Below are 19670 nucleotides of genomic sequence, written 5' to 3'. Positions count from 1 at the left end.
GCTGACGCGACAACTACCTTGCAAAACGCCGATTGGCCAGTTCCCCAACCAGAAAGACGCCGTTAATGTAACCATAATGGGCCTCACGCCGCTGTTCCAGGTTGGTCGGTCGGCCCTTATAAAGGGGAGCAAACACCAAAAAACCCTGCTGTTTTTCAGACTCTTGCACCAGTTTGATGCCAGCAGTCGCAACCATCCTGCCCGTGTCGCGTGAAGTTTCAATTGCTGCGCGTCGATTGGCTTCACTGGCTAGGTCAAAACCCATCGCAGCACCATTCTTCTCCAATGGCGCTATGAACTGCACAGGGACGTACCAGCTCCGTTCGGCTACAGGAACCACTCTGTTTTCAGCATCACTTTCGCTAAGACGCCAATCCGGAAAAAGGCGCTGCTGTTCCCTTTCCAAATTCGCTATCTGGTTGCGCTCAATGGACGGGGCCCAAGCAAAGGCCATGATCGCAGGTGAACGCTCGAGTATGCCTTGGGTGATGGATTTGAAACGCTCAGCGTCCATACCGGGCACAACCTCGATGGCCGCTTTCAAAGCAAAAAGCACCTCGAGGTTGAGAAGTACCTCCCGCTCCAATACCGCCGCAATCTGGTCAATATCACCCTGAAATTCGTTGGAAATTGCCAAGGTATCCTGAACGTAAAAGCTACGACTCAATGCCGCGCAGAGAGACAATCCCAGCACAGCCAGGATCACAATCGGGACAAAGGGAGAGCGCTTCAACTTGGCGGCCGGCGGCCGCTTGGGCCCCAGAGTTCTAACGCGCTTCAATGCAAAGGGTCTCCAACGTAATGATTCAAGTGAATAAACACTGACACTGATCTCGCAGCAATTCCTGAATATGACGATCCATGAGTGCAACAGTTCCGCACAGACGCATAGTGCAGCAGGCAGATTGCCAGCACCATCACTCCGTGTCATGTAACTGTCCAAGCTCACCTGACAGCACTCGCTCCTGAACGGGCAAGGACTACCGACAATCCCGCTTGTGTGATTTCGTCATCCAGACATACGCTATGCGTAATCCTGTGCGCTAAGGCGGTCATCTGCTCTGATCTAGCTCATCTGAATTTAACTAGAGGTAATGACGCATGTCGTTCATTCGTTTGCTTTTCGTTTCTTTGTTGGTGGTGGCAGCCGCGGGCTGTCAGTCGGCGTATTACGGCGCGATGGAGAGAGTGGGCGTTCACAAACGCGACATCATGGTTGATCGCGTGGAGTCGGCTCAGGAAGCGCAGACCGATGCAAAGGAGCAATTCGAGTCCGCCTTGGCGCAATTCCGATCCATTATTCAGATCAAGGATCAGGACCTGGCCACACGCTACGACAGACTGAACGACGAATACGAAGACAGTAAAGCCGCAGCTAAAGCGGTGACCGTGCGCATTGATGCGGTCGAAGATGTTTCCGAGGCATTGTTCGATGAGTGGGAGGATGAAATTGAGCTATATAGCAGCGCCAGCCTCAAACGCCAAAGTGCAGCCAAGCTAATCCAGACACGACGGCAGTACCAGGGACTCATCAAGGCTATGCGCAGTGCAGAGGCCCGCATGGAGCCAGTATTACGAGCATTCCACGGCGTTTTGCAAGGTAGTTGTCGCGTCAGCCGTGTTTTTAAGCTGCTATTTTCACTGCCGGCTGCTCCCTCTCTGGGTTGAGTGTGACGGCGCCGATAGGTTGCCAATTTCGCGTTGCACCTGACCAGCGATGAGGGTGTCTATGACGGGCTTGCTGGTACAGCACATGACGCTTGGCCAGTACTTCTTGATCCTCGCCGCGATGGCGCTGTGCCGGGGTCACGAAGCGGATGCGGCTATGGCGGTGTTCATGGTTGTACCAGCGGATAAAGTCGCGCACCCAGCTGCGTGCGGCTTCCAAATCGGCAAAGCCATCCTGCGGCCATTGCGGGCAGTATTTCAGGGTTCTAAACAGCGATTCCGAGTAGGGATTGTCATTGCTTACACGGGGTCGTCCGCGCGACGGGGTGATGCCAAGGTCGTACAGCTTGCTCAGCAGCGTCACTGATTTCATTGGCGCACCGTTATCCGAGTGCAGCACCAGGGGTTGGCCCGCGCAGCGCTCGCCGAGCACGGTACGCTGCATCAGTCCGGCCGCCCGCTCGCCGCTTTCTTGCTCGTAAACCTCCCAGCCCACGGCCTTGCGGCTGTAGATATCCTCGATCAAGTACAGGTAGTAATACTGCCCGCGCACTGGCGATGGCAGGTAGGTGATGTCCCATGACCAGACCTGATTGCTCTTCGTTGCACTGTGCGTGGTCGGTGCGGCGTGCTTGTGCGGCGCATGACTGCGACCGCGGCGATGCTGCTGATCAGCGGCTTTCAGCACGCGGTAAAAGGTCGCCTCTGAAGCCAGGTAGCGGCCTTGATCGGCCAGCCTTGGCACGATCTGACTCGGCGGCAAGCTGGCAAATGGCGGGCTGTTACAGACCTCCAGGATGGTGCGACGCTCCTCAGCACTCAGGGCATTGCTCGGGCGCGGACGTGGCGTGGTCGTACGCACATCGGCCTGTATAACCGGTGTCAGCGCCCAGCGTTGCAGGCTGCGTAACGACAGGCCGATCTCTGCGCAGGCCACCGCCTTGCGCGCGCCAGAGGCGACGGCGTGGTTAAAGCGTTCAACGAGTTGTTGCCGTTCTGGCAGCGAGGTCAAACGTCCTCGCTGTCGTTTCCCCAGAAGGCATTCATCTTTTTTCTCAGTACCAATATGGCGGCGGTTTCCGCCAGCGCCTTGTCCTTGCGCCGCAACTCGCGCTCCAGTTCGGTAATGCGTTTCTTGTCGGCACGTGCTTGATCTCGCTCTGCCTTGAGCTGCGCTTTAGCGGACATCTGGCCCGTAATGCAGGCTTGACGCCACGCGCTGATTTGCTCGGGGTACAAACCTTTGCTGCGGCAGTATTCGCTGAGCTCGATCTCGCTCAGGGTGGCCGCATGCAATACCGCTGCGAACTTGGCTTCAGCGGGCCAGTCATCGGTGTTGTTCTTGTCTCCAGGCACTACCGCGCCTCCTGCTTTGAGCTTGGTGCGCCAAGCATACAGCGTCGCTTCGGGGACACCTTCTTGGCGAGCGAGCTCAGCTACGGAGTGGTTGAGTGGCGGGAGTAACTTGTTCAGCAGGGCAGCTTTACGCTCAGGTGAATAGCTCGACATTACAGCTCTCTTTGACGCCCCCGATCTATCGTTTTGATAAATCAGCTCAGGCGACAACTAGCCTGACACCGGGGGTCCAGGACCAAGTGCTGTTTCTAAAGCACAATCTGAATGCGCGCGCGATTGACTCGCTACAGGGTGAACTGGGGAGTATCGAAACCGACGTTGCCCAACTGATCAGGGAGATGGAGAGATCCATTGCCGAATCAGACGCCTTTATCAGCAGCCTCCAGAATTAGAACCAATGAAGTTAGACGAGCAACCACTCCAGACCCTTTGAGCCATAAGGATGGAATATTCTAGGTAACTATCTGAAACTTGTTTGCCGATGATGGCTAGTTTTGGGGATTGTTAGTTGGATCACAATGCCAATAATGCTAATTCTTTTGTATCAAAAATAAGAAGCAGAGAATGTGGAGAGCTCAAGAATGAGAGCATTTATTATTATTTTTACCGTCGCCATACTGACAGGTTGCGTAGGCCCCACCGTTCCGGTCCAAGGTTACAACGGATTGACGGTTCCGCCGTCAACGTGGAGAACGCAAAATTATCGTGTCCCGGGTGAAAATACTGGGCTGTTACTACTCCAGCGCGATACGGGCATGAGAGGCGCTGCATGCAAGCCTGGAATTTCACTCGACGGTGAAGATATTGCGCGTATTGATGTGGGTCAGAAGCTTGAGATCCACTTGAATGCCGGGCGGTATTTAGTTCGTGCGAATCCGAATCCAAACTGCGCAGCAAGTGTGGCGGAAACCTATGTAGAGATTGCGGAGTCTAGCACTACGGCTTATCGCCTAGGCTTTGTCGATCGCCAGATGATCTTGGTGCCTGCCGGGCAGTAGCTGGCGCCTGACTATTATTTTGTATCATCGAACAGAGCGGGATAGGCGCTGAAGTCGATCCGACTCCAGCGCCCAAGCTAGCCTTGCGGCCAGAGACTGAAACTTAGCTCTGTGGCTTGATCAGGAACTTCTCTCCGGTGGCTTGCTTGCCGTAAACCGCCATCGACTCCAGTTTTAACGCACCGGCCAAGGACACTTCGTGAGTGTAGCTACTGGCGAAGGTGGTTTTGATCTCGGCGGCGATGCGCTTGCGCATGGCAGCGACGGTGTCCTTATTCAATTTCCCTAACGCGCTGAACAACAAGAAGCCGTTCACACCCCAAGCAAAACCGAAGCTGCGGTTCAGTGTGATGGGGCCGCGATCAAGGCCGCCATAAACGTAAACCTGTTTGTAGATGGTAGATCCATACACGCTGTATTCAGTGATGTCGCGAGAGACGGCCACTTCCATACAGGTGAGGATATCGCTAGTCAATCGCCCGCCACCGATAGGGTCGAAGGCGATGGTCGCGCCGGTTTCGATCAGTGCCTGGGTCAGGTCAGCCATAAAGCTATCGCTGCTAGAGTTGACCACGTACTTGGCACCCAGATCGCGCAGCAAGGCTTCCTGTTCTGGCTTGCGGACGATATTGACCAGGTCGATGCCGTCGGCGATGCAGATGCGGTTAAGCATTTGCCCGAGGTTAGAAGCGGCGGCCGCGTGAACGATAGCCTTGTGACCTTCAGCGCGCATGGTTTCTACCATGGCCAATGCGGTCAGCGGGTTAACGAAGCTGGAAGCGGCCTCAACCGCAGTAGTACCCGACTCCAGTTCCAGACAGCTCTGCACATTGGCACGGAGAAATTTGCGGTAGCTACCACCGCCGATGAAGGCGACGGTTTTTCCCATCAGCGCTTGTGCAGCGGCGGATGAGCCAGCAGCGATGACGGTACCAGCGCCTTCGTTGCCCACGGGTATCGCCTTGCCAATGCGATTTTTAACAGCGCCCATAAACTTGGCCGGGAAATCGGCAGTGATGACCGGGCGATCGGCGCTACCGGATTGCTTGGCAGTCGTCATATCGGCCGCGCTGAACATCACGCCCAGATCCGACGGGTTAATGGGGGCGGCTTCGATGCGGATGATCACGTCGTTTTCGCCGGGCTCGGGAATCTCGATCTCGCGCAGGGCGAGTTCCAGCTTGTTGTTTTCGCTAATGGTGGAAATAAGTTCGATGTTGGTATCTGACACTTTTATTCTCCTGAAAAAGATAGGTGCTCTGGCACTGCGCTAACCGGTGTTAGCGCATATAACGAGGGGCAAGCCCTTAGCGCCTGAGTGATGCGCGTCGCTGGACTGTCTGATCGTAGCCTAAACAGTGCGCTGCCACCCAAACTGACATGCCTTGGGCTTCGTTCTGTGCATTATTGCGCTAATGATCAACTCGCCGTCTTTTATCCGAGGTCGTGAGGCACACCGCAACCGAGCCCGGTGAGTTGATCGCGCATGCGTAATAGGTGAATGAAGCGAGCCTGGTTACACCGAAATAGCATTTTACCGACGGTCAACTGATCGCTATTGTGAGCGAGAGCCGATGAGTGTTGTTGTCCGCAGCCGGTTGGTGACCAGGGTATTTATGTGGTGTTTATGAGCTGATAGCGCGCTACCAACTTATACACAATGGCATAGTCGCTCGCGGGCCGCTTCGGGTAAAACTGAATTACTCTCGATAATAACAAAGTACAAGGAAAGCTGATGGAGTTTGATATTAATCCTATCGCTATTTTAAAAGATCAGCTGCAAGGTGCCCTGACATCAACCATCGAAAGCGCCCCGCAACTGATCGCCGCTCTGGCTTTTTTGTTTTTAACCTGGCTGATCAAAGTCATTGTGGTGAAAGTGTTCACTAAAGCGAGCACGCGATCCGGTTTGCGCCCCTCTCTGCAGGAAGCCCTTCGTAAAATCATCGTCATAGGCATTTGGAGTATCGGCATTTTGATTGCGGCGATGATAGCAATGCCGGGGTTAACGCCAACCAAACTGTTGGCTGGCCTGGGGGTTGGGTCCATCGCCATTGGTCTGGCGTTTAAGGATACCTTTGAAAACCTGCTGGCCGGGCTGCTGCTATTGATGCGCGAACCCATGCGCATTGATGACTATATTGAATGTGAAGAAGTCGAAGGACAGGTCAAGCACATCAGCATCCGCGATACCTATATCCGGCGCACTGATGGGGTACTGACCATAGTGCCTAACGGGTACCTCTATTCGAATCCGTTGCGTATTTTGACCGAGCAATCATCGCGGCGCATCACCATTCAATGCGGTGTTGGCTACAGCGAAAATGTGGACGACAGCCGCGAGGTTATTCGTAAAGCGGTGGAGAGTGTCAAGACGGTCAATAAAGATAAGCCGGTACAGGTTTTTGCGCAGGGTTTTGGCGCGAGCTCAATTGATTTTGAGGTGACATGGTGGACCCAGAGTAGGCCTGTTGATATTCGCGAATCTCGCGACCAGGTAGTAGCGGCCGTTAAAAATGCGCTGGATAAGGCAGGAATTGAAATTCCATTCCCACAACGAACACTGACATTCAGTGGTCCCATTCCCTTTGCTGGAAAAGACGATAAAGAGTCGTAACGCCCGAATGGGCCTTGGTCTGGCGCTGGCTCTATTTTAAGCATGCGTTGACTACCGCGTCTGACGACAGGTTTTCTATCCTATGGCAGGTGTTTAGGCTCGGTGCCCATGCCTATAATGCCTCCTACCCGCGAGATTGACTTCGAGACAAGGTGTTTTGACGATGGTTTTAAGCTTTCACCGCAACGTGTCCCTATGATCATGTACTGGTTCAGCATTTTACGGGCCGCGATCAAGAACTGGCTCGATAGTCAGGCCTTTATTTATGCAGCTGCATTGGCGTTTTTTACTGTTTTTTCCATAGCGCCGGTTCTCGTTGTGGTTGTCGCGCTGGTGGGTCTGGTTATTGGCGAGAGCGCTGTTACCGGGCAACTCTTTGGGCAGCTGGAGGGTACGCTTGGTCCAGAAGCCGCCGAGACAATACAAACTGCAGTGGCTAATTCACAAATCGACCAGAGCGGCATCTGGCCGGCGTTAATCGGGATATTTGCCACCATCGTGGGTGCCACCACGGTGTTCGCAAAAATGCAGCAGTCGCTGAATCAGATATGGGGCGTTGCGCCCCGCCCTGCTCGAAACAACCTGTGGGTATTTATTAAAAGTCGCTTGCTGTCGCTCACCATCATTCTGGCAATTGGCTTTATTCTGCTGGTCTCGCTGATGTTGTCCGTCATTTCTAGCGCCATTATGGCCTACGCGAAAGATTGGCTGCCTATTCCGGGTGGAACTATGGTCGGTGTGGAGTTGGCCCTGTCGCTGGTCGTGACCACGCTGTTGTTCGCTGCCATGTTCAAGATCCTGCCCGACGTAGTGCTGTCGTGGCGCGACGTGCTATTGGGGGCGTTTATTACGGCAGTGTTGTTTACGGTGGGCCGCACCCTTATCTCCATTTACCTGGCCTATACAGCAACGGCGTCAGCCTACGGCGCCGCAGGCTCCCTGGCGCTGCTGCTGCTGTGGGTTAACTACTCCTCGATGATCCTGCTGTTCGGCGCGGCCTTCACGCGGGCCCACCTGGAAGGTAGCGGTAGGCAGGTGCGCCCCAAGAGCACGGCGGTACGTGTGCAACGGGAATTGATAGGTGAAGCGCCGAAAAACTGAACACAGATCGCCGCATCACCTCGGCTAGCCTGCAGCGTGCAGCATCACGCTGTAGCTAGTCTTCAGTTGCCAAAAACAGTCGCGCCGCTGCCTGACGTCATCTGCAAAATGTTGGGTGTGTTCTAGAGCCCGATAACCGACTTGCAGCAAGAAAAACATTCCCCTATCAACTATCCCAAAATCACCACCGCTTATACGCCAGACAACATCGCCCAAAAGCCTCCCCGCTCCCCTACTATGGCCAAACAAAAATAATAGGAGAGTAAGCGTGAAAAAAGGGATCATCTCGATCGTATTGCTGCTGGTAGTGGCGTGCGGCGTTTTCTGGGCCACAGCCGACAAGGATATGCGCAGGCTGGTTTTGAGCTTCCCCACTAGCCCTAATGTGCTTTTCTGGTCTACCGCGCAGCGCGATGCCGGTTTTCGTGCGTTGGACCGCGTACCAGCCTTGAGCGAGTCGCGGGTCATTGCTGCCGGCGAAAATGTGTACCCACTGCCCGAGGGTGCGCCGCTGGAAATTGGTATAGACATTGATGCTTATATGCGATCGCAACGCGCTGCTGCTTTGGTAATCGTGCAGGACGGCAAGGTGCGGGTTGAGGAATACGGATTGGACTTTGGCCCTGAAGGTCGCTGGACCAGCTTCTCGGTTGCCAAATCCTTCACCTCCACGTTGGTGGGCGCCGCCATCAAAGATGGCTACATCAAAAGCATCGATGACATGGTGTCGGACTATATCCCTGATCTAAAGGGCTCCGCTTACGACAACGTGACGATCAAGCAGCTGCTGACCATGACCTCCGGCGTAGCCTGGAATGAGGATTACGCTGATCCGCAATCAGATGTGGCGTTGTTTAACGGTCACAAGGCTGAGCCGGGCGTGGATGTGACCGTGAGTTATATGCGGCAACTGAAATCCGAAGCGGCACCCGGTACCAAGTGGGTTTATAAAACCGGCGAGACCAATTTGATTGGCGTGCTGGCTAGCTCTGCCAGCAACAAGACCTTGTCTGACTACCTTTCCGAGAAAGTCTGGAAGCCCTTCGGCATGGAGCAGGACGCCACCTGGCTATTGGGCTCCACCGGGCATGAAATCGGTGGTTGCTGCATGCAGGCTGCAACCCGTGACTTTGCGCGCTTTGGCTTGTTTATCATGGGCGGTGGTATGGCCGGTGGAGAGCAGGTGTTACCTGACGGTTGGATCGCAGCAGCAACCACCAAGCAGGCGGATATCGGTGTGCCCGGACACGGCTACGGCTATCAGTGGTGGACGCTGGATGATGGTGCCTACGTGGCCCAAGGGATTTTTGGCCAGGGCATCTTTATCGATCCCAAGCGGCAGCTGGTAATTGCCTCGAATGGCAACTGGCCGCAGGCAACTGACCGGCAAGGAGGCAATCAGGCTAAAGAGCGTTTGGCCTTTTACCGGCAGGTGCAATCGGCAATCGATGCCGAGGCAAAGCCTTAGTTTAGTGGGTTAAAAATCACTGCTTAGAACCAGAGCTGGGGAGCCAAGCTGCAGCGACATGCTGATGTTGTTTGGCTCCCCACTTAACCCATAACCCAATGCGCGGCGTTCTGTTGCTCATCGACTGCTAACCTTACCTCTGTTAACGGCAAGCCACCCGCCTCTCTCGCCGGTGGTCCTTCAAACAATCGGAGGTAAACCCATGCATCTCAAAGGCTCCTGCCACTGCGGTCGTGTTCAGTTCTCACTGGAATCCGCTCAGCCCTACCCCTTCAATCTCTGCTATTGCTCCATCTGCCACAAAACAGCGGGTGGTGGCGGTTATGCCATCAACCTTGGCGGCGATTATCAAACGCTCAAGGTTGATGGCCAAGAGCACGTAAAGGTGTATCAGGCGATGATCACCAATGAGACCACCGGTGAGCCGCGACAAAGCTCGGGGCAGCGGCATTTTTGCAGCGAGTGCGGCAGCGCTTTATGGCTGTGGGACCCGAACTGGCCGGAGCTGGTACATCCACAGGCTTCTGCCATCGATACGGCTTTACCGGTGCCGCCGGAGCGCACGCACCTGATGCTGGGCTCCAAGGCGCCCTGGGTTAAAGTGCAGGCCGGCCCGAACGACAAGCTGTTTGATAAGTACCCCCGAGAGTCGTTAGCCGAGTGGCACGCGCGGTTGAGGCTTGGTGGTTAAGACTTAGCGCTTTAAAGTAGCCGTTAGTTCGCGCCTGCCGAAGGTGCTTTGCAAAACCGGAATAGCCTTGAGAACCATGCCTAAAATCATACTCTGCCTGCTGATTACTCTTGCTCTGCCGCTACAAGCCGCCCCCAAGAACGTGCCGACTGGGCCGCAGAATTTGCTGCGCAAGATGCCGTAGGCACCATTCTGGTGGTAGATGAGCGCGTACCGAATAAGCCTATTGCTTGGGTGCATAATCAGGAGCGCGCTGCGCAGCGCTTCTCGCCCGCCTCTACCTTCAAAATTGCACACACGCTGATGGCGCTGGATGCTGGCGCGGTGCGCGATGAGTTTCAGGTGTTCCCATGGGATGGCATTGAGCATAGTTTTGCCGGACACAATCAGGATCAAAACCTGCGCTCCGCCATGCGCAATTCAACCGTTTGGGTTTACCGAGGTTTTGCAAAAGAAATTGGCGAAGCTAAAGCGCGAGACTATTTGCAACGCCTTGATTACGGCAACGCGGACCCTTCCGTAGAGCAAGGCGATTATTGGATTGATGGCAAGCTGGCGATTACTGCCGAAGAACAAATCGAGTTCTTGCAGCGCCTCTACCGCAACCAACTACCCTTCACTATTGAGCATCAACGCCTGGTTAAGGATTTGATGATCGTAGAAGCCGACCGCAATTACATTCTGCGCGCTAAAACCGGCTGGGAGGGTCGTTACGGCTGGTGGGTTGGCTGGGTTGAATGGCCAAGCGGGCCGGTATTCTTTGCACTCAATATCGATACGCCCAATCGGTTAAACGACCTGCCAAAACGAGAAGGAATCACCCGCGCCATTCTCGCAACCATCGATTCCGAGCTTAAGTGAGTATCAAGCCGCCGGGCGCTTTCTTGCGCCTTGTAGCGTTCGCCAAGCTGACCAGGAATATAACGCCAGAGCGAGCCAGATAAGCGCAAAGCTGGCCAGCTGTATGCCGCTGATCGCTTCCTCGAATACAAACACCGCAATCAAGAATTGCATGCTTGGATTGATGTACATCAGAAAGCCCACCGTGGCCAAGCGCAGCCGTCGGGCCGCCCCAGCGAAGGCCAACAGCGGGATCGCAGTCACCACGCCACTCGCTACCAGCAGCAATAGCGTGCGGGCATCCTGAGTAAAATGCGACAGCTGCATCTGGGCCAGCGCAGCCAGAGCTAGTAAGGCTAACGGTAACAACAGCAAGGTCTCTACAAACAAGCCAGACAACCCATCAAGCAAGATCTGTTTGCGCAGCAAGCCGTAGGTACCAAAACTCAGCGCTAGAATCACAGCAATCCAGGGCATGGTCCCCAGAAGGGCCAATTGCACCAGTATGCCCAATACCGCCAACGCAACCGCCACACCCTGCAGGCGCGCCATACGCTCGCGCAAGATCAGCATGCCCAGCACCACATTCACCAGAGGCGTTAAAAAGTAGCCGAGGCTGGCCTGTAGCACATGGCGTGTTTCTACCGAGTAGATATACACGCCCCAGTTCAACGCAATCAACACGGCACAGGCCAACACTCGGCCCAGTCTTGCGGGGTGCGCTAATGCCTCCACTACCGGAGCCCAACGGCGCATCAAGGTGATAACCATCGCCAGAAATACGCACGACCAAACAATCCGGTGCACCAGTATTTCGTAAGCCGGTACGCCATCAAATAATGCGAAGAACAGCGGAAAGCAGCCCCACATCATGTAGGCGCTGAGGCCGTAGGCGATGCCCTGGCTATTTTCGTTGAGTTTGCTGGCCATTCAAAGCTCGGTTAACTAAGAGTGTATAAGTCCCGCCAATTCTACAGGCGCTGCGGCTACTGCATAACGAAACTCAGACGCGGGGCCAAATAGAACCCCATGTGCAGCCATAGTGACTATAGGCCAACTTTGATGATCACTTGCGGCGCTCCTTACATCAGAATATGCTTCATATACGAATCATATATGTTGCATATATTCAGAGGTCGCTATGGGTATTGTCAAAATCAGTGATGAGCTGCACGAAGATGTGCGCAGGGCTAGTTCAGTTATGGTGCGCTCCATTAATGCTCAAGCTGAGTACTGGATAAAAATGGGCAAGCTCGCCGAGGCCAATCCGGACATGTCGTTTTCTCAAATCATGCGGGAGCAAATGCAGCATGCCGACATTGATATGAGGAATATCGTCAGTGGATGAAATAAAACTGAAAGGCCCAAAGGAGCTGGAGCTAATGCGCGAAGCCGGTCGGCTTTTGGCGTTAGTGTTTGACCATCTGGATAGCCAGGTAACAGCCGGTATCTCCACGATGGACATCAACAATCTGGCGGAGCGGTACATCGTTGGACAACTTGGCGCCCGCCCCGCCAGCAAGGGCCAGTATGGCTATCAATATGTACTGAATACTTCGGTCAACCACGTGGTGTGCCATGGCGTACCTGCAGATACCCAAATACTGAAAACAGGCGACATCGTTAACGTTGATATCACATTGGAAAAAGGCGGGTTTATCGCTGACTCCAGCAAAATGTATATGATTGGCGATGTGCTCCCGCTCGCAAAACGGCTAATCGATACAACCTATGAAGCCATGTGGCAAGGCATCCGAACCGTTAAGCCGGGCGCCACTTTGGGCGACGTTGGGCATGCCATTCAGCGCTACGCAGAGCAACACGGTTACTCCGTTGTGCGTGAGTACTGCGGGCATGGCATAGGTCGGGAAATGCATGAAGAACCGCAGGTTATGCATTTTGGCCAGCGTGGCAAAGGCCTGATTCTACGCGAGGGCATGACGTTCACCATTGAGCCGATGATCAACCAGGGCAAAGCCAAGGTTAAGCAGAAAAAAGATGGCTGGACCGTAGTGACGGCGGATAAGAAGCTATCGGCGCAATGGGAACACACCATCGCGGTCACATCGTCTGGCTACGAAGTACTTACGCTCCGGGATGATGAGCGCATCTGAGCAATACGCCTTACATGCTGCAGCCTTGTAAGAAGGACTTATCGAATGAATATGCGCGAGTTTTCTGCACAGTCAGGCCTCTCAGCCCACACCCTCCGATACTACGAAAAGATTGGCCTGCTGCCGGGAATTCAGCGCAACGCCAGCGGGCACCGCGCCTTTACCTCACGGGATTTGGAGTGGGTCAATTTCATCGTTAGGCTCAAGGATACCGGCATGTCGTTAGATAACATCCTGGCGTATTCCAAACTCAGAGCCGCGGGCGATAGCACGCTGGGGAGAAGACAGCACATTCTGGAAGAACACCGAGATGCCCTGAAAACCAGAATAGAAACCGAGCAGCTGCACTTGAAAGCCCTGGACGCAAAAATCACGCACTACCGATCCCTAAAAGCCCCTTGACTTAGAGTTAGCTCTAACCCGCATTCTGCCTCCACACAAACGAAAGTGGAGCGCGATCATGAGCACATCGAGATACCAGGCTGGCCTTGAAAAACTAACAGAAATAGATGGCGAGGCAGGCCACCAGGTGATCGAAAGCCTTAAGGATGTGTGCCCCGATCTGGCCAAATACACCATCGAGTTTCCTTTCGGCGATATCTACTCGAGGGAAGGTCTGGATATAAAATCGCGGGAGATCGCTACTGTGGCTGCGCTGACGGCTATGGGGCATTGCGCACCGCAGCTCAAAGTCCATGTGCAAGCCGCATTAAATGTGGGTTGCACGCCAGAGGAAGTGAAAGAAACCGTACTGCAAATGGCGGTATATGCTGGCTTTCCGGCGGCGTTGAACGGCATGTTTATCGTGAAGGAAGTGTTGGTCGAACGAGGATTGCTTTAGGTGTCAAAAGCCTTCAACTGGATATCGCAAACGGTATCGTTTATTGCTTGTACCGTTTGCGAAAACGCGTTGTTCAACTGGTCGCGCCCGGCTTGTCCGTCGCAGACATGATCTCGGTATACCGGCACACACGATTGCGTCCGCCGGCCTTAGCGGCATAGAGCGCTTTATCCGCCAATACCAGCAAGGTTTCAAGGTGGTCTGACTTGCCTGGTTTGAGACACGCGACACCCACGCTAACAGTTAGTACCAGCTCACCCTCTTCTAGTACCAGCGGACTTGCCTCAATGCTTGCCCGCAAACGTTCTGCAACCTCGACGGCCATCTGCTCGGTCGTATTTTCTAGCATTATTGCAAACTCTTCGCCGCCAACGCGCGCGAGTATGTCGGTTTCTCTGAGAGCCTGGAGGGCCATTTGTGCCAGACGCACTAAGGCTCGATCACCTACAGCGTGTCCGTAGGTGTCATTCACCTTCTTGAAGTGGTCGGCATCAAACATAATAACGGCCACAGTGCTATTGGATCTCGCCGCCTTTTTCAGCGCGGTTTCACCCAACTCAAAGTAATGACCACGGTTGCTCAGGCCCGTGAGGGAATCGGTACGAGCAGTTGTTTCAAGCTGAAGATTGACTCGCTCAAGCTCTTGCGTACGGTCGGCAACGCGTTGTTCCAGATGGGCGTTGAGTTCGTTCAACTCTCGTGTTTTACGAGCCAAGCGACGAACCAGGTCACGCAATACAGACGAAAGCGTTTTGACTTCGGCGTAATCCTCGCGTACTTGGAACAAGGTATCCGCTTTTTCAGGATCCCACTGATTCGCCTCTCGCGTGATGCTAAGCAAAGGTCTGGTGGTCCAACGCGCTGCAAGAGAAACGAACAGAAGCAAAATAGGCGCGACCAATAGCCCAACAATGATCAAAGACCTCTGCAACTCTCTCGCCGTGCCGAAGGCCTCGGCTGCGGGTTTACGGACTAACACCAACCAGTTGAAACTTCTGTACTCGGCTGCCCCCTGCAACCGAGTGAAACCAACAAGGTAGTCCTGCGCCTCAGCCAAGCTGTCATTGAAAGCGAGCTTTGTGGTCAGGTGCCCGGAGTTGCTAGCCTTGACCTGCTCAATCAGCGCATCAGGCAGGCGCTGACGCGTACTACCGGGCGGGCCGATCAACACCACACCGGATTGATCAGCCACGATGAACTCTGCATTGAGCCGCCTGCGCAGGGGCGTCATTAACGACTGACCCATGTTGGCAACCCAATCAAGGTATAGATGAGCGCCTAGCACCCCCAACAACTTGCCCTCTTCCGAGCGCAGTGGAAGTGCCAAATCTAAAAAACGCAACGGCGCGGAGGTCGGGTTATAGAGTTTCTCAGCTAACAGAATGGCATCATGAGCATCACCCATATAAGGTTGTTTTAACGCTTGATTGAACCAAGGTCGCTGACTCACGTCAGCCCCCCGCAGCAGCCCTCCATTACTCTCGACGACAACCCCTTCGGGAGAAACAAAGCCAATCCAGGCATAACTAGAAAAGTTATCTTGCAGCGAATCAATTATTGGAGCGAGCTCTGCTTCTCGCCCCTGCTCTAATAACGGGGTAATAAAAGCGGAAACCACATTGAAGTCGTTATAGCGTTCAGACAAATCGAGATCGATTTTATCTCGGAACTGAATCGCTATTTCTTCCAGATTTTGACCGGTCGATGTGCGCAATGCTTCAACCGCAAGATTGCTGACCAGCCAAGTGCTGCCGGCCGTAGCCACAACAGCCAAGCCGCCAAAGAGCAGGATAAGACGGCTTTTAAGCGTGTTTATTATTTTGATGAGGGAAATCCTGCCTAGCGTCTATTGGGCATATCGTATAGCCACTATAGCTATCCTTACCCCTTTTCGGCTAGATGCAGACAATGCTCATCTTGTTTTACACCAGCTCGCGCTTCTCGCGCCGCGCCACCTGAATATCTTTCACCGTAGCGATGCCAATGACCGCCAGTACAGCGAGTGATATCAACGGCCAGATCAGTACATATAGCGCCAATATAAAAGTTTGCATGTTCGTTCCCATTATCTGGCTGGTGCGCTTTTGCACACCAGCGGATGGAGTCAATTCAGCTTAGGCTTCTGCGGCAGGCTTGGCTGGATCGTAATTGATGACATTTTGATCGATCTGCGAGAAATCGAATTCGCTTGAGCTCATCAGGCTCACAGCAATGCAGACGATAGTGCTGACGCCATATGCCATCAGCGAGGCCAGCAGCACGGTGTAATCGCGCAGGAAGCCGACGCAGAGGAAGGCCAAGCCGATAGCGCTGATTGCGCCGACGATCAAGCCTACGCGACGTCCGCAGAACCCAAAGGTCATCAGGCCCAGCACCACGCCACCGCCCACAGCTGCGAGCAACTCAAATAGCACAGCAACGGCGCTGACCATAGGCAGCAACTCGAAACGCGCGATGCAGAACATCAACAGACCAGCGACAACCGCTGAGGTGAAGGCCGCATTGGTAACGCGATTCCAGAAGCAGCTGGCGATGACGGGAAAGACGATGGCGCCCCAGAGCGCACCAACGAAGACCAGCATGATCAAGATGTCCATCGAGAAGCTGGCAAGGATTACCCCAATCAGCGTCGCGACCACCATGGTCAACCGGCCGATAAACAGCATCTTGGTGGGATCAGGCTTGTTTTTGGCAATGTTTTTGCCATACACATCGGCCATAACAATCGCCGACATGGCGGACAAATCCGAGTCAGCCGTTGAAGACAATGAACCGATCACCAGGATGAAGAACAGCCCGATAAAGATGGGCGACAGGTACATTGACACCATTTGCGGTATCAGGTTGTTCATGTCGCCGTCGATAGGCTCCATGCCGGTCATCAGCGCCATCAGACCGATCATGCCGAGCCCGATCACAATGGCGCCGTAGCCGATGGTTGCGGTGATAAAGGTCGGTTTTATGTGATCTTCACGTACCGCAAACAGCCGCTGCGAGATAGTCTGGTTGCCGATAGCGTAAGCCAGCACCGCTACAAAGAAGGGCGCGCCCTGATTGAGGATGGCGTCCATCGAGAACAAGTTCGCCTGTTCTGGCGTGAGGAAACTCATACCGTCCGATAATGTCTGCGGCCCGCCGAGTGCAAAGAGCACCGCTGGAATGATCAGGATGGCGACCGCCATCATTGCCATCAGCTGCGCAAAGTCAGTAAGTACCGAGGCGCGAAAGCCAGACCACAGGGTGTAAGACAACACCCCTACCCCGGCGATCACCACGCCAGCCTGGAACGACAAGGGCGAGAGAACGGAAACCAATGCACCCGATGCAGTGAAGTTAACCATCAGGCTGATGATGCTACCCAGAATATTGGAGGACGCGAGAATCAGCTGGCTGGACGAGCCATGCCGCGCGTGAATCAGCTCACCCAAGGTGTGCGCGTTCGGCGCCAGCTCGCGAAAGCGGCGACCAAAGGGATAGATAAACAAAATCATCAGGGCGCCCCACAACCCGTAATGCAAGGGGCCAGAGATGCCGTAGGTATAACCCGAGGTGGCGGCTCCGTAAAACGAGGCAGCCCAGATCCAGGTGGCGGTCATGCTGGCTGCGCCAAGACCAAAACCGATCTGATGGTTGGACACCATGAAGGCGTCGGTATTTTCCTTTTTCTTCTTGATCAGCAAGGTCAGTAGATAGGTTCCGCCGTAAAAGGCCGCAAGCAACACGAGGACGGTCAGTGTCGAGAACTGGTAAAAACTTTCTTCGTTCATTGAGTACCCATAGGCTTTGCAGCCTGATCATCCTTCGTAGCAACCAGAGTTCCATGCAAGGAGCGGCCGCCACAGGACGTAAGCAAAAACAGAACATCTTTCTAGGTATGTCTGCAGCGAGATGAAGACCACGGTTGGCGGTCTGATGGTGCAAGATCGAGCGTCGTAAACGCCGTAGTGATGGGGGCCAGATAACCGCTCACAGCAGATCGCGAATGCGCACTGAAAAGGTCGGACCGGTCAGCCACCCTACGCGCTCAACCGCCCCCCGTCCAGGCATGCTTCCCAGCAACGACGCGCTTTCTAGCTCTACATGGGCAGTTGGTATTCACTGCCGACGGTTAAACTCAGCTATCCGGCGCGGCTGTAAACGGGCGGCTCTGCACGACTGAAGCATTACGGGGACGACTGAAAAACACCTTTGGGCGATAGGCGACTTTGATGATTTTCACGCATCATCGCCTAGGACCAGACTGTCGACGGAGCTTGGTGCGCTGGCCAGATATTCAGCTAACATCCTATTTCGGTTCTATCTGAATTCAGGATTAACCCACGTCGAAAAACAGGGACGTAACCTCATGAAAACCCGATCGTTTGCACTAATAGCTGGCCTGATTTTCAGCACTGGTTGCGCGGTGAATGACCCAACTTTCACCCACCAGGGAAAAACCCCGGAACAGGCATCAGAAGCCTATCAGCAGTGTTTGTATCAGGCTGAAATTGCTACCGCTAACGCAGGTGCGACAGCGCCCCAATATGACGGCAAGGTGTCGGATGCGGTGAGTTCGGGTGTAGCAGACGGGATTGCTAGGGGGTATGAGCAAGGAAATTTAGTAAACCATTGCATGAAAATGCAGGGTTATAGCAAATCCTCATGATTGAACCGAGCGTACATCCAGACACCTACATCCATATACGTATACGTATTCTGATGGGCATGGTGACGAGTCTTGCGCTAGCCCGCCTGTTGACCGGACTGGCGAGATTCGTCCAGCACCCTGGTCGTATCCGGGTTCATTGGATTCATATTGGCTGGGTGTTTTTTTTGCTGCTGGCCGTGCTGCGGTTCTGGTGGTTTGAATATACGCTTTCGAATGTATCCGCCTGGAACTTTGGCAGGTACATCTTTGTTACCGGATTCGCGGCGCTGCATTTTTTCCTGGCGACTATGCTATTCCCTGATGATATGTCGGAATTTGACGGGTATCAGGGATATATGGAAGCAAGGCGCGGCTGGTTCTTCAGCTTGGTTGCTGCTCTGTTGATTATCGATTTGATGGATACGCTGCTGAAAGGGCAACAATACTATGCTCAGCTGGCCTTTGGTTTTCCTTGGGCAGATATCGTACTCATTACTGGCGCGCTGCTAGCCACGCGGTTAGCCAGCAAGGCTTACAACATTATCTATCTAGGCGCTTGCCTGGCATCACAGGTTCTGTGGGTGGTATTCCGGACAGCCCAAATGTAGTCGTGTGGGCAAGGCTGGAGGTTCTGGTGACAGTGAAACCGTCCAGCCTTGCATGACGTTATTCTATTGAAGCCCCTGGCGCTCGATCACATCCGACTGAAGCATGATCGATCCACTGCAAACATCCCCTTCCTCTGCTCCATCCAGCCATCTTTTTAGATAAGTGACACGCTCCAACGTAAGAGAGGCCCTGGAATCTAATGTGCACATCGGCAGCACACTACCGTAATACCCCTCCTCGTCCATGTGTGGATACTCTAGTGCAAGGTCTGCATCGCGTGATGTGATCCAGGCCAGCTGAGCGCTTTTTAACTTATCTAAAAACAGCTTATCGTCTGAGTAAATTTTCCGTATTTCGTTATAAACACGATTAAGCTCCGCGTCTGCCTCTTGGTAGCCCATATCTGCACACCCAGACATATCTGCTTGTGTTACCGCAACGTTTAAGCACGACTCATATTCTGAAGCCTGTGCTAGCGGCGCGATGGTTATAACCGCGAGCAACGGAATAAAACGCATTATTTTCAAAATCACCTCCGCAAAAAAATAACGGCCCCTGCTGTCAGGCGGTTTGCAATCAACCAGCAAAGAGCATCCTCTCTCAATTTTTCACAAGCTCGTGCAGAAAGCATAGGCGGTGTGGCATCGATGAGCCAAAAGGCGCTGCTTATTTCTACAAAAAACCAACATAAATCGTAGTAATGATGCTTGAGCCCATCGCCATTTACTGGTATTTCAACA

General features: G+C 53.8%; 21 protein-coding genes and 1 pseudogene. 14 read left to right on the top strand and 8 right to left on the bottom strand.

What is annotated here, in order from left to right; translation table 11 throughout:
• Positions 1-13: 13 nt before the first annotated feature.
• The gene (locus tag AC1XYH_RS06995) at positions 14-733 is read right to left on the bottom strand and encodes a CHASE domain-containing protein (RefSeq protein ID WP_483325909.1); all 720 of its coding nucleotides are present in this window, start codon (positions 731-733) and stop codon (positions 14-16) included.
• Between the two features lie 368 nt (positions 734-1101).
• On the opposite strand from AC1XYH_RS06995, the gene AC1XYH_RS06990 reads away from it, so the two are divergent.
• Positions 1102-1668 (top strand): DUF2959 family protein, encoded by a 567-nt coding sequence (locus AC1XYH_RS06990; protein ID WP_483325908.1) that lies wholly within the window; start codon positions 1102-1104, stop codon positions 1666-1668.
• Here the strand turns inward: AC1XYH_RS06990 and AC1XYH_RS06985 are convergent.
• Positions 1625-3177 (bottom strand): IS3 family transposase gene (locus AC1XYH_RS06985; protein ID WP_169850854.1). Its coding sequence is split into 2 segments (ribosomal slippage): positions 1625-2715 and positions 2715-3177, totalling 1554 coding nucleotides; the frame shifts between segments, so codons are not numbered across the junction. The two genes, AC1XYH_RS06990 and AC1XYH_RS06985, sit on opposite strands and share 44 nt — an antisense overlap.
• Between AC1XYH_RS06985 and AC1XYH_RS06980 the strand changes: the two genes are divergently transcribed.
• Positions 3120-3416 carry a DUF2959 family protein gene (locus tag AC1XYH_RS06980; RefSeq protein ID WP_483325907.1) on the top strand — a complete coding sequence of 99 codons (297 nt, stop codon included), beginning with the start codon at positions 3120-3122 and terminating at the stop codon, positions 3414-3416. The genes AC1XYH_RS06985 and AC1XYH_RS06980 overlap by 58 nt on opposite strands.
• Positions 3417-3605: 189 nt before the next feature.
• Positions 3606-4022 (top strand): hypothetical protein, encoded by a 417-nt coding sequence (locus AC1XYH_RS06975; protein ID WP_483325906.1) that lies wholly within the window; start codon positions 3606-3608, stop codon positions 4020-4022.
• 103 nt (positions 4023-4125) lie between these two features.
• Here AC1XYH_RS06975 and AC1XYH_RS06970 read toward each other — a convergent pair whose 3' ends face one another.
• Complete coding sequence (locus tag AC1XYH_RS06970) at positions 4126-5253, bottom strand: zinc-binding dehydrogenase (protein WP_483325905.1); 1128 nt, start codon at positions 5251-5253, stop codon at positions 4126-4128.
• Between the two features lie 504 nt (positions 5254-5757).
• Between AC1XYH_RS06970 and AC1XYH_RS06965 the strand changes: the two genes are divergently transcribed.
• From AC1XYH_RS06965 to blaOXA, 5 genes and pseudogenes are all read left to right on the top strand, one after another.
• Positions 5758-6639, top strand: a complete 882-nt coding sequence (locus AC1XYH_RS06965; protein WP_483325904.1) for a mechanosensitive ion channel family protein — start codon at positions 5758-5760, stop codon at positions 6637-6639.
• Positions 6640-6840: 201 nt separating this feature from the next.
• On the top strand, positions 6841-7740 hold the full coding sequence (locus AC1XYH_RS06960) for a YihY/virulence factor BrkB family protein (RefSeq protein WP_483325903.1): 900 nt from the start codon (positions 6841-6843) through the stop codon (positions 7738-7740).
• Positions 7741-8008: 268 nt separating this feature from the next.
• Positions 8009-9208: a serine hydrolase domain-containing protein gene (locus AC1XYH_RS06955; protein WP_483325902.1), complete on the top strand. Its 1200-nt coding sequence runs from the start codon at positions 8009-8011 to the stop codon at positions 9206-9208.
• Positions 9209-9410: 202 nt separating this feature from the next.
• Positions 9411-9899, top strand: coding sequence for a GFA family protein (locus tag AC1XYH_RS06950; protein WP_483325901.1), 489 nt, complete (start codon positions 9411-9413; stop codon positions 9897-9899).
• A 177-nt stretch (positions 9900-10076) separates the two neighbouring features.
• Positions 10077-10760 (top strand): annotated as a pseudogene (blaOXA, locus tag AC1XYH_RS06945) (class D beta-lactamase); the annotation flags it as partial.
• 3 nt (positions 10761-10763) lie between these two features.
• Here the strand turns inward: blaOXA and rarD are convergent.
• A complete protein-coding gene (gene rarD, locus AC1XYH_RS06940) occupies positions 10764-11669 on the bottom strand; it encodes an EamA family transporter RarD (RefSeq protein WP_483325900.1) in 906 nt (301 codons plus the stop codon).
• A gap of 211 nt (positions 11670-11880) precedes the next feature.
• On the opposite strand from rarD, the gene AC1XYH_RS06935 reads away from it, so the two are divergent.
• The 4 genes from AC1XYH_RS06935 to AC1XYH_RS06920 are packed head-to-tail and all read left to right on the top strand — an operon-like array spanning position 11881 to position 13694.
• Complete coding sequence (locus AC1XYH_RS06935) at positions 11881-12087, top strand: ParD-like family protein (RefSeq protein ID WP_483325899.1); 207 nt, start codon at positions 11881-11883, stop codon at positions 12085-12087.
• A gap of 34 nt (positions 12088-12121) precedes the next feature.
• Positions 12122-12853, top strand: a complete 732-nt coding sequence (gene map / locus AC1XYH_RS06930; RefSeq protein WP_483326322.1) for a type I methionyl aminopeptidase — start codon at positions 12122-12124, stop codon at positions 12851-12853.
• 45 nt (positions 12854-12898) lie between these two features.
• Positions 12899-13255 carry a MerR family transcriptional regulator gene (locus AC1XYH_RS06925; RefSeq protein ID WP_483325898.1) on the top strand — a complete coding sequence of 119 codons (357 nt, stop codon included), beginning with the start codon at positions 12899-12901 and terminating at the stop codon, positions 13253-13255.
• Positions 13256-13313: 58 nt separating this feature from the next.
• Entirely contained in the window at positions 13314-13694 is a 381-nt protein-coding gene (locus AC1XYH_RS06920; RefSeq protein ID WP_483325897.1) for a carboxymuconolactone decarboxylase family protein, read from the top strand.
• Between the two features lie 73 nt (positions 13695-13767).
• On the opposite strand, the gene AC1XYH_RS06915 is transcribed toward AC1XYH_RS06920, so the two are convergent.
• From AC1XYH_RS06915 to AC1XYH_RS06905, 3 genes are all read right to left on the bottom strand, one after another.
• The gene (locus tag AC1XYH_RS06915) at positions 13768-15459 is read right to left on the bottom strand and encodes a sensor domain-containing diguanylate cyclase (protein WP_483325896.1); all 1692 of its coding nucleotides are present in this window, start codon (positions 15457-15459) and stop codon (positions 13768-13770) included.
• A gap of 157 nt (positions 15460-15616) precedes the next feature.
• The gene (locus AC1XYH_RS06910; protein WP_483325895.1) at positions 15617-15748 is read right to left on the bottom strand and encodes a putative transporter small subunit; all 132 of its coding nucleotides are present in this window, start codon (positions 15746-15748) and stop codon (positions 15617-15619) included.
• Positions 15749-15808: 60 nt separating this feature from the next.
• Positions 15809-17461 (bottom strand): sodium:solute symporter family protein, encoded by a 1653-nt coding sequence (locus AC1XYH_RS06905; protein ID WP_483325894.1) that lies wholly within the window; start codon positions 17459-17461, stop codon positions 15809-15811.
• 635 nt (positions 17462-18096) lie between these two features.
• Between AC1XYH_RS06905 and AC1XYH_RS06900 the strand changes: the two genes are divergently transcribed.
• The gene (locus AC1XYH_RS06900; RefSeq protein ID WP_483325893.1) at positions 18097-18339 is read left to right on the top strand and encodes a hypothetical protein; all 243 of its coding nucleotides are present in this window, start codon (positions 18097-18099) and stop codon (positions 18337-18339) included.
• Positions 18336-18929 (top strand): hypothetical protein, encoded by a 594-nt coding sequence (locus AC1XYH_RS06895; RefSeq protein WP_483325892.1) that lies wholly within the window; start codon positions 18336-18338, stop codon positions 18927-18929. The genes AC1XYH_RS06900 and AC1XYH_RS06895 overlap by 4 nt, the downstream gene beginning before the upstream one ends.
• A gap of 63 nt (positions 18930-18992) precedes the next feature.
• On the opposite strand, the gene AC1XYH_RS06890 is transcribed toward AC1XYH_RS06895, so the two are convergent.
• Entirely contained in the window at positions 18993-19517 is a 525-nt protein-coding gene (locus tag AC1XYH_RS06890) for a lysozyme inhibitor LprI family protein (RefSeq protein ID WP_483325891.1), read from the bottom strand.
• Positions 19518-19670: the final 153 nt, after the last annotated feature.

This window comes from Pseudomonas sp. GW-45, from assembly GCF_056896675.1.
Note: the sequence above shows the minus strand (reverse complement) of the source record. Positions and strands in the feature narration are given on the sequence as shown.

Bases quoted from the DNA above. Each gene is read 5' to 3' on its own strand.
- AC1XYH_RS06960 (WP_483325903.1), top strand. From the start codon at position 6,841: ATGTACTGGTTCAGCATTTTACGGGCCGCGATCAAGAACTGGCTCGAT.
- AC1XYH_RS06895 (WP_483325892.1), top strand. From the start codon at position 18,336: ATGATTGAACCGAGCGTACATCCAGACACCTACATCCATATACGTATA.
- AC1XYH_RS06905 (WP_483325894.1), bottom strand. From the start codon at position 17,461: ATGAACGAAGAAAGTTTTTACCAGTTCTCGACACTGACCGTCCTCGTG.
- map (WP_483326322.1), top strand. From the start codon at position 12,122: ATGCGCGAAGCCGGTCGGCTTTTGGCGTTAGTGTTTGACCATCTGGAT.
- AC1XYH_RS06925 (WP_483325898.1), top strand. From the start codon at position 12,899: ATGAATATGCGCGAGTTTTCTGCACAGTCAGGCCTCTCAGCCCACACC.
- AC1XYH_RS06975 (WP_483325906.1), top strand. From the start codon at position 3,606: ATGAGAGCATTTATTATTATTTTTACCGTCGCCATACTGACAGGTTGC.
- AC1XYH_RS06935 (WP_483325899.1), top strand. From the start codon at position 11,881: ATGGGTATTGTCAAAATCAGTGATGAGCTGCACGAAGATGTGCGCAGG.
- AC1XYH_RS06920 (WP_483325897.1), top strand. From the start codon at position 13,314: ATGAGCACATCGAGATACCAGGCTGGCCTTGAAAAACTAACAGAAATA.
- AC1XYH_RS06950 (WP_483325901.1), top strand. From the start codon at position 9,411: ATGCATCTCAAAGGCTCCTGCCACTGCGGTCGTGTTCAGTTCTCACTG.
- AC1XYH_RS06990 (WP_483325908.1), top strand. From the start codon at position 1,102: ATGTCGTTCATTCGTTTGCTTTTCGTTTCTTTGTTGGTGGTGGCAGCC.
- rarD (WP_483325900.1), bottom strand. From the start codon at position 11,669: ATGGCCAGCAAACTCAACGAAAATAGCCAGGGCATCGCCTACGGCCTC.
- AC1XYH_RS06965 (WP_483325904.1), top strand. From the start codon at position 5,758: ATGGAGTTTGATATTAATCCTATCGCTATTTTAAAAGATCAGCTGCAA.
- AC1XYH_RS06910 (WP_483325895.1), bottom strand. From the start codon at position 15,748: ATGCAAACTTTTATATTGGCGCTATATGTACTGATCTGGCCGTTGATA.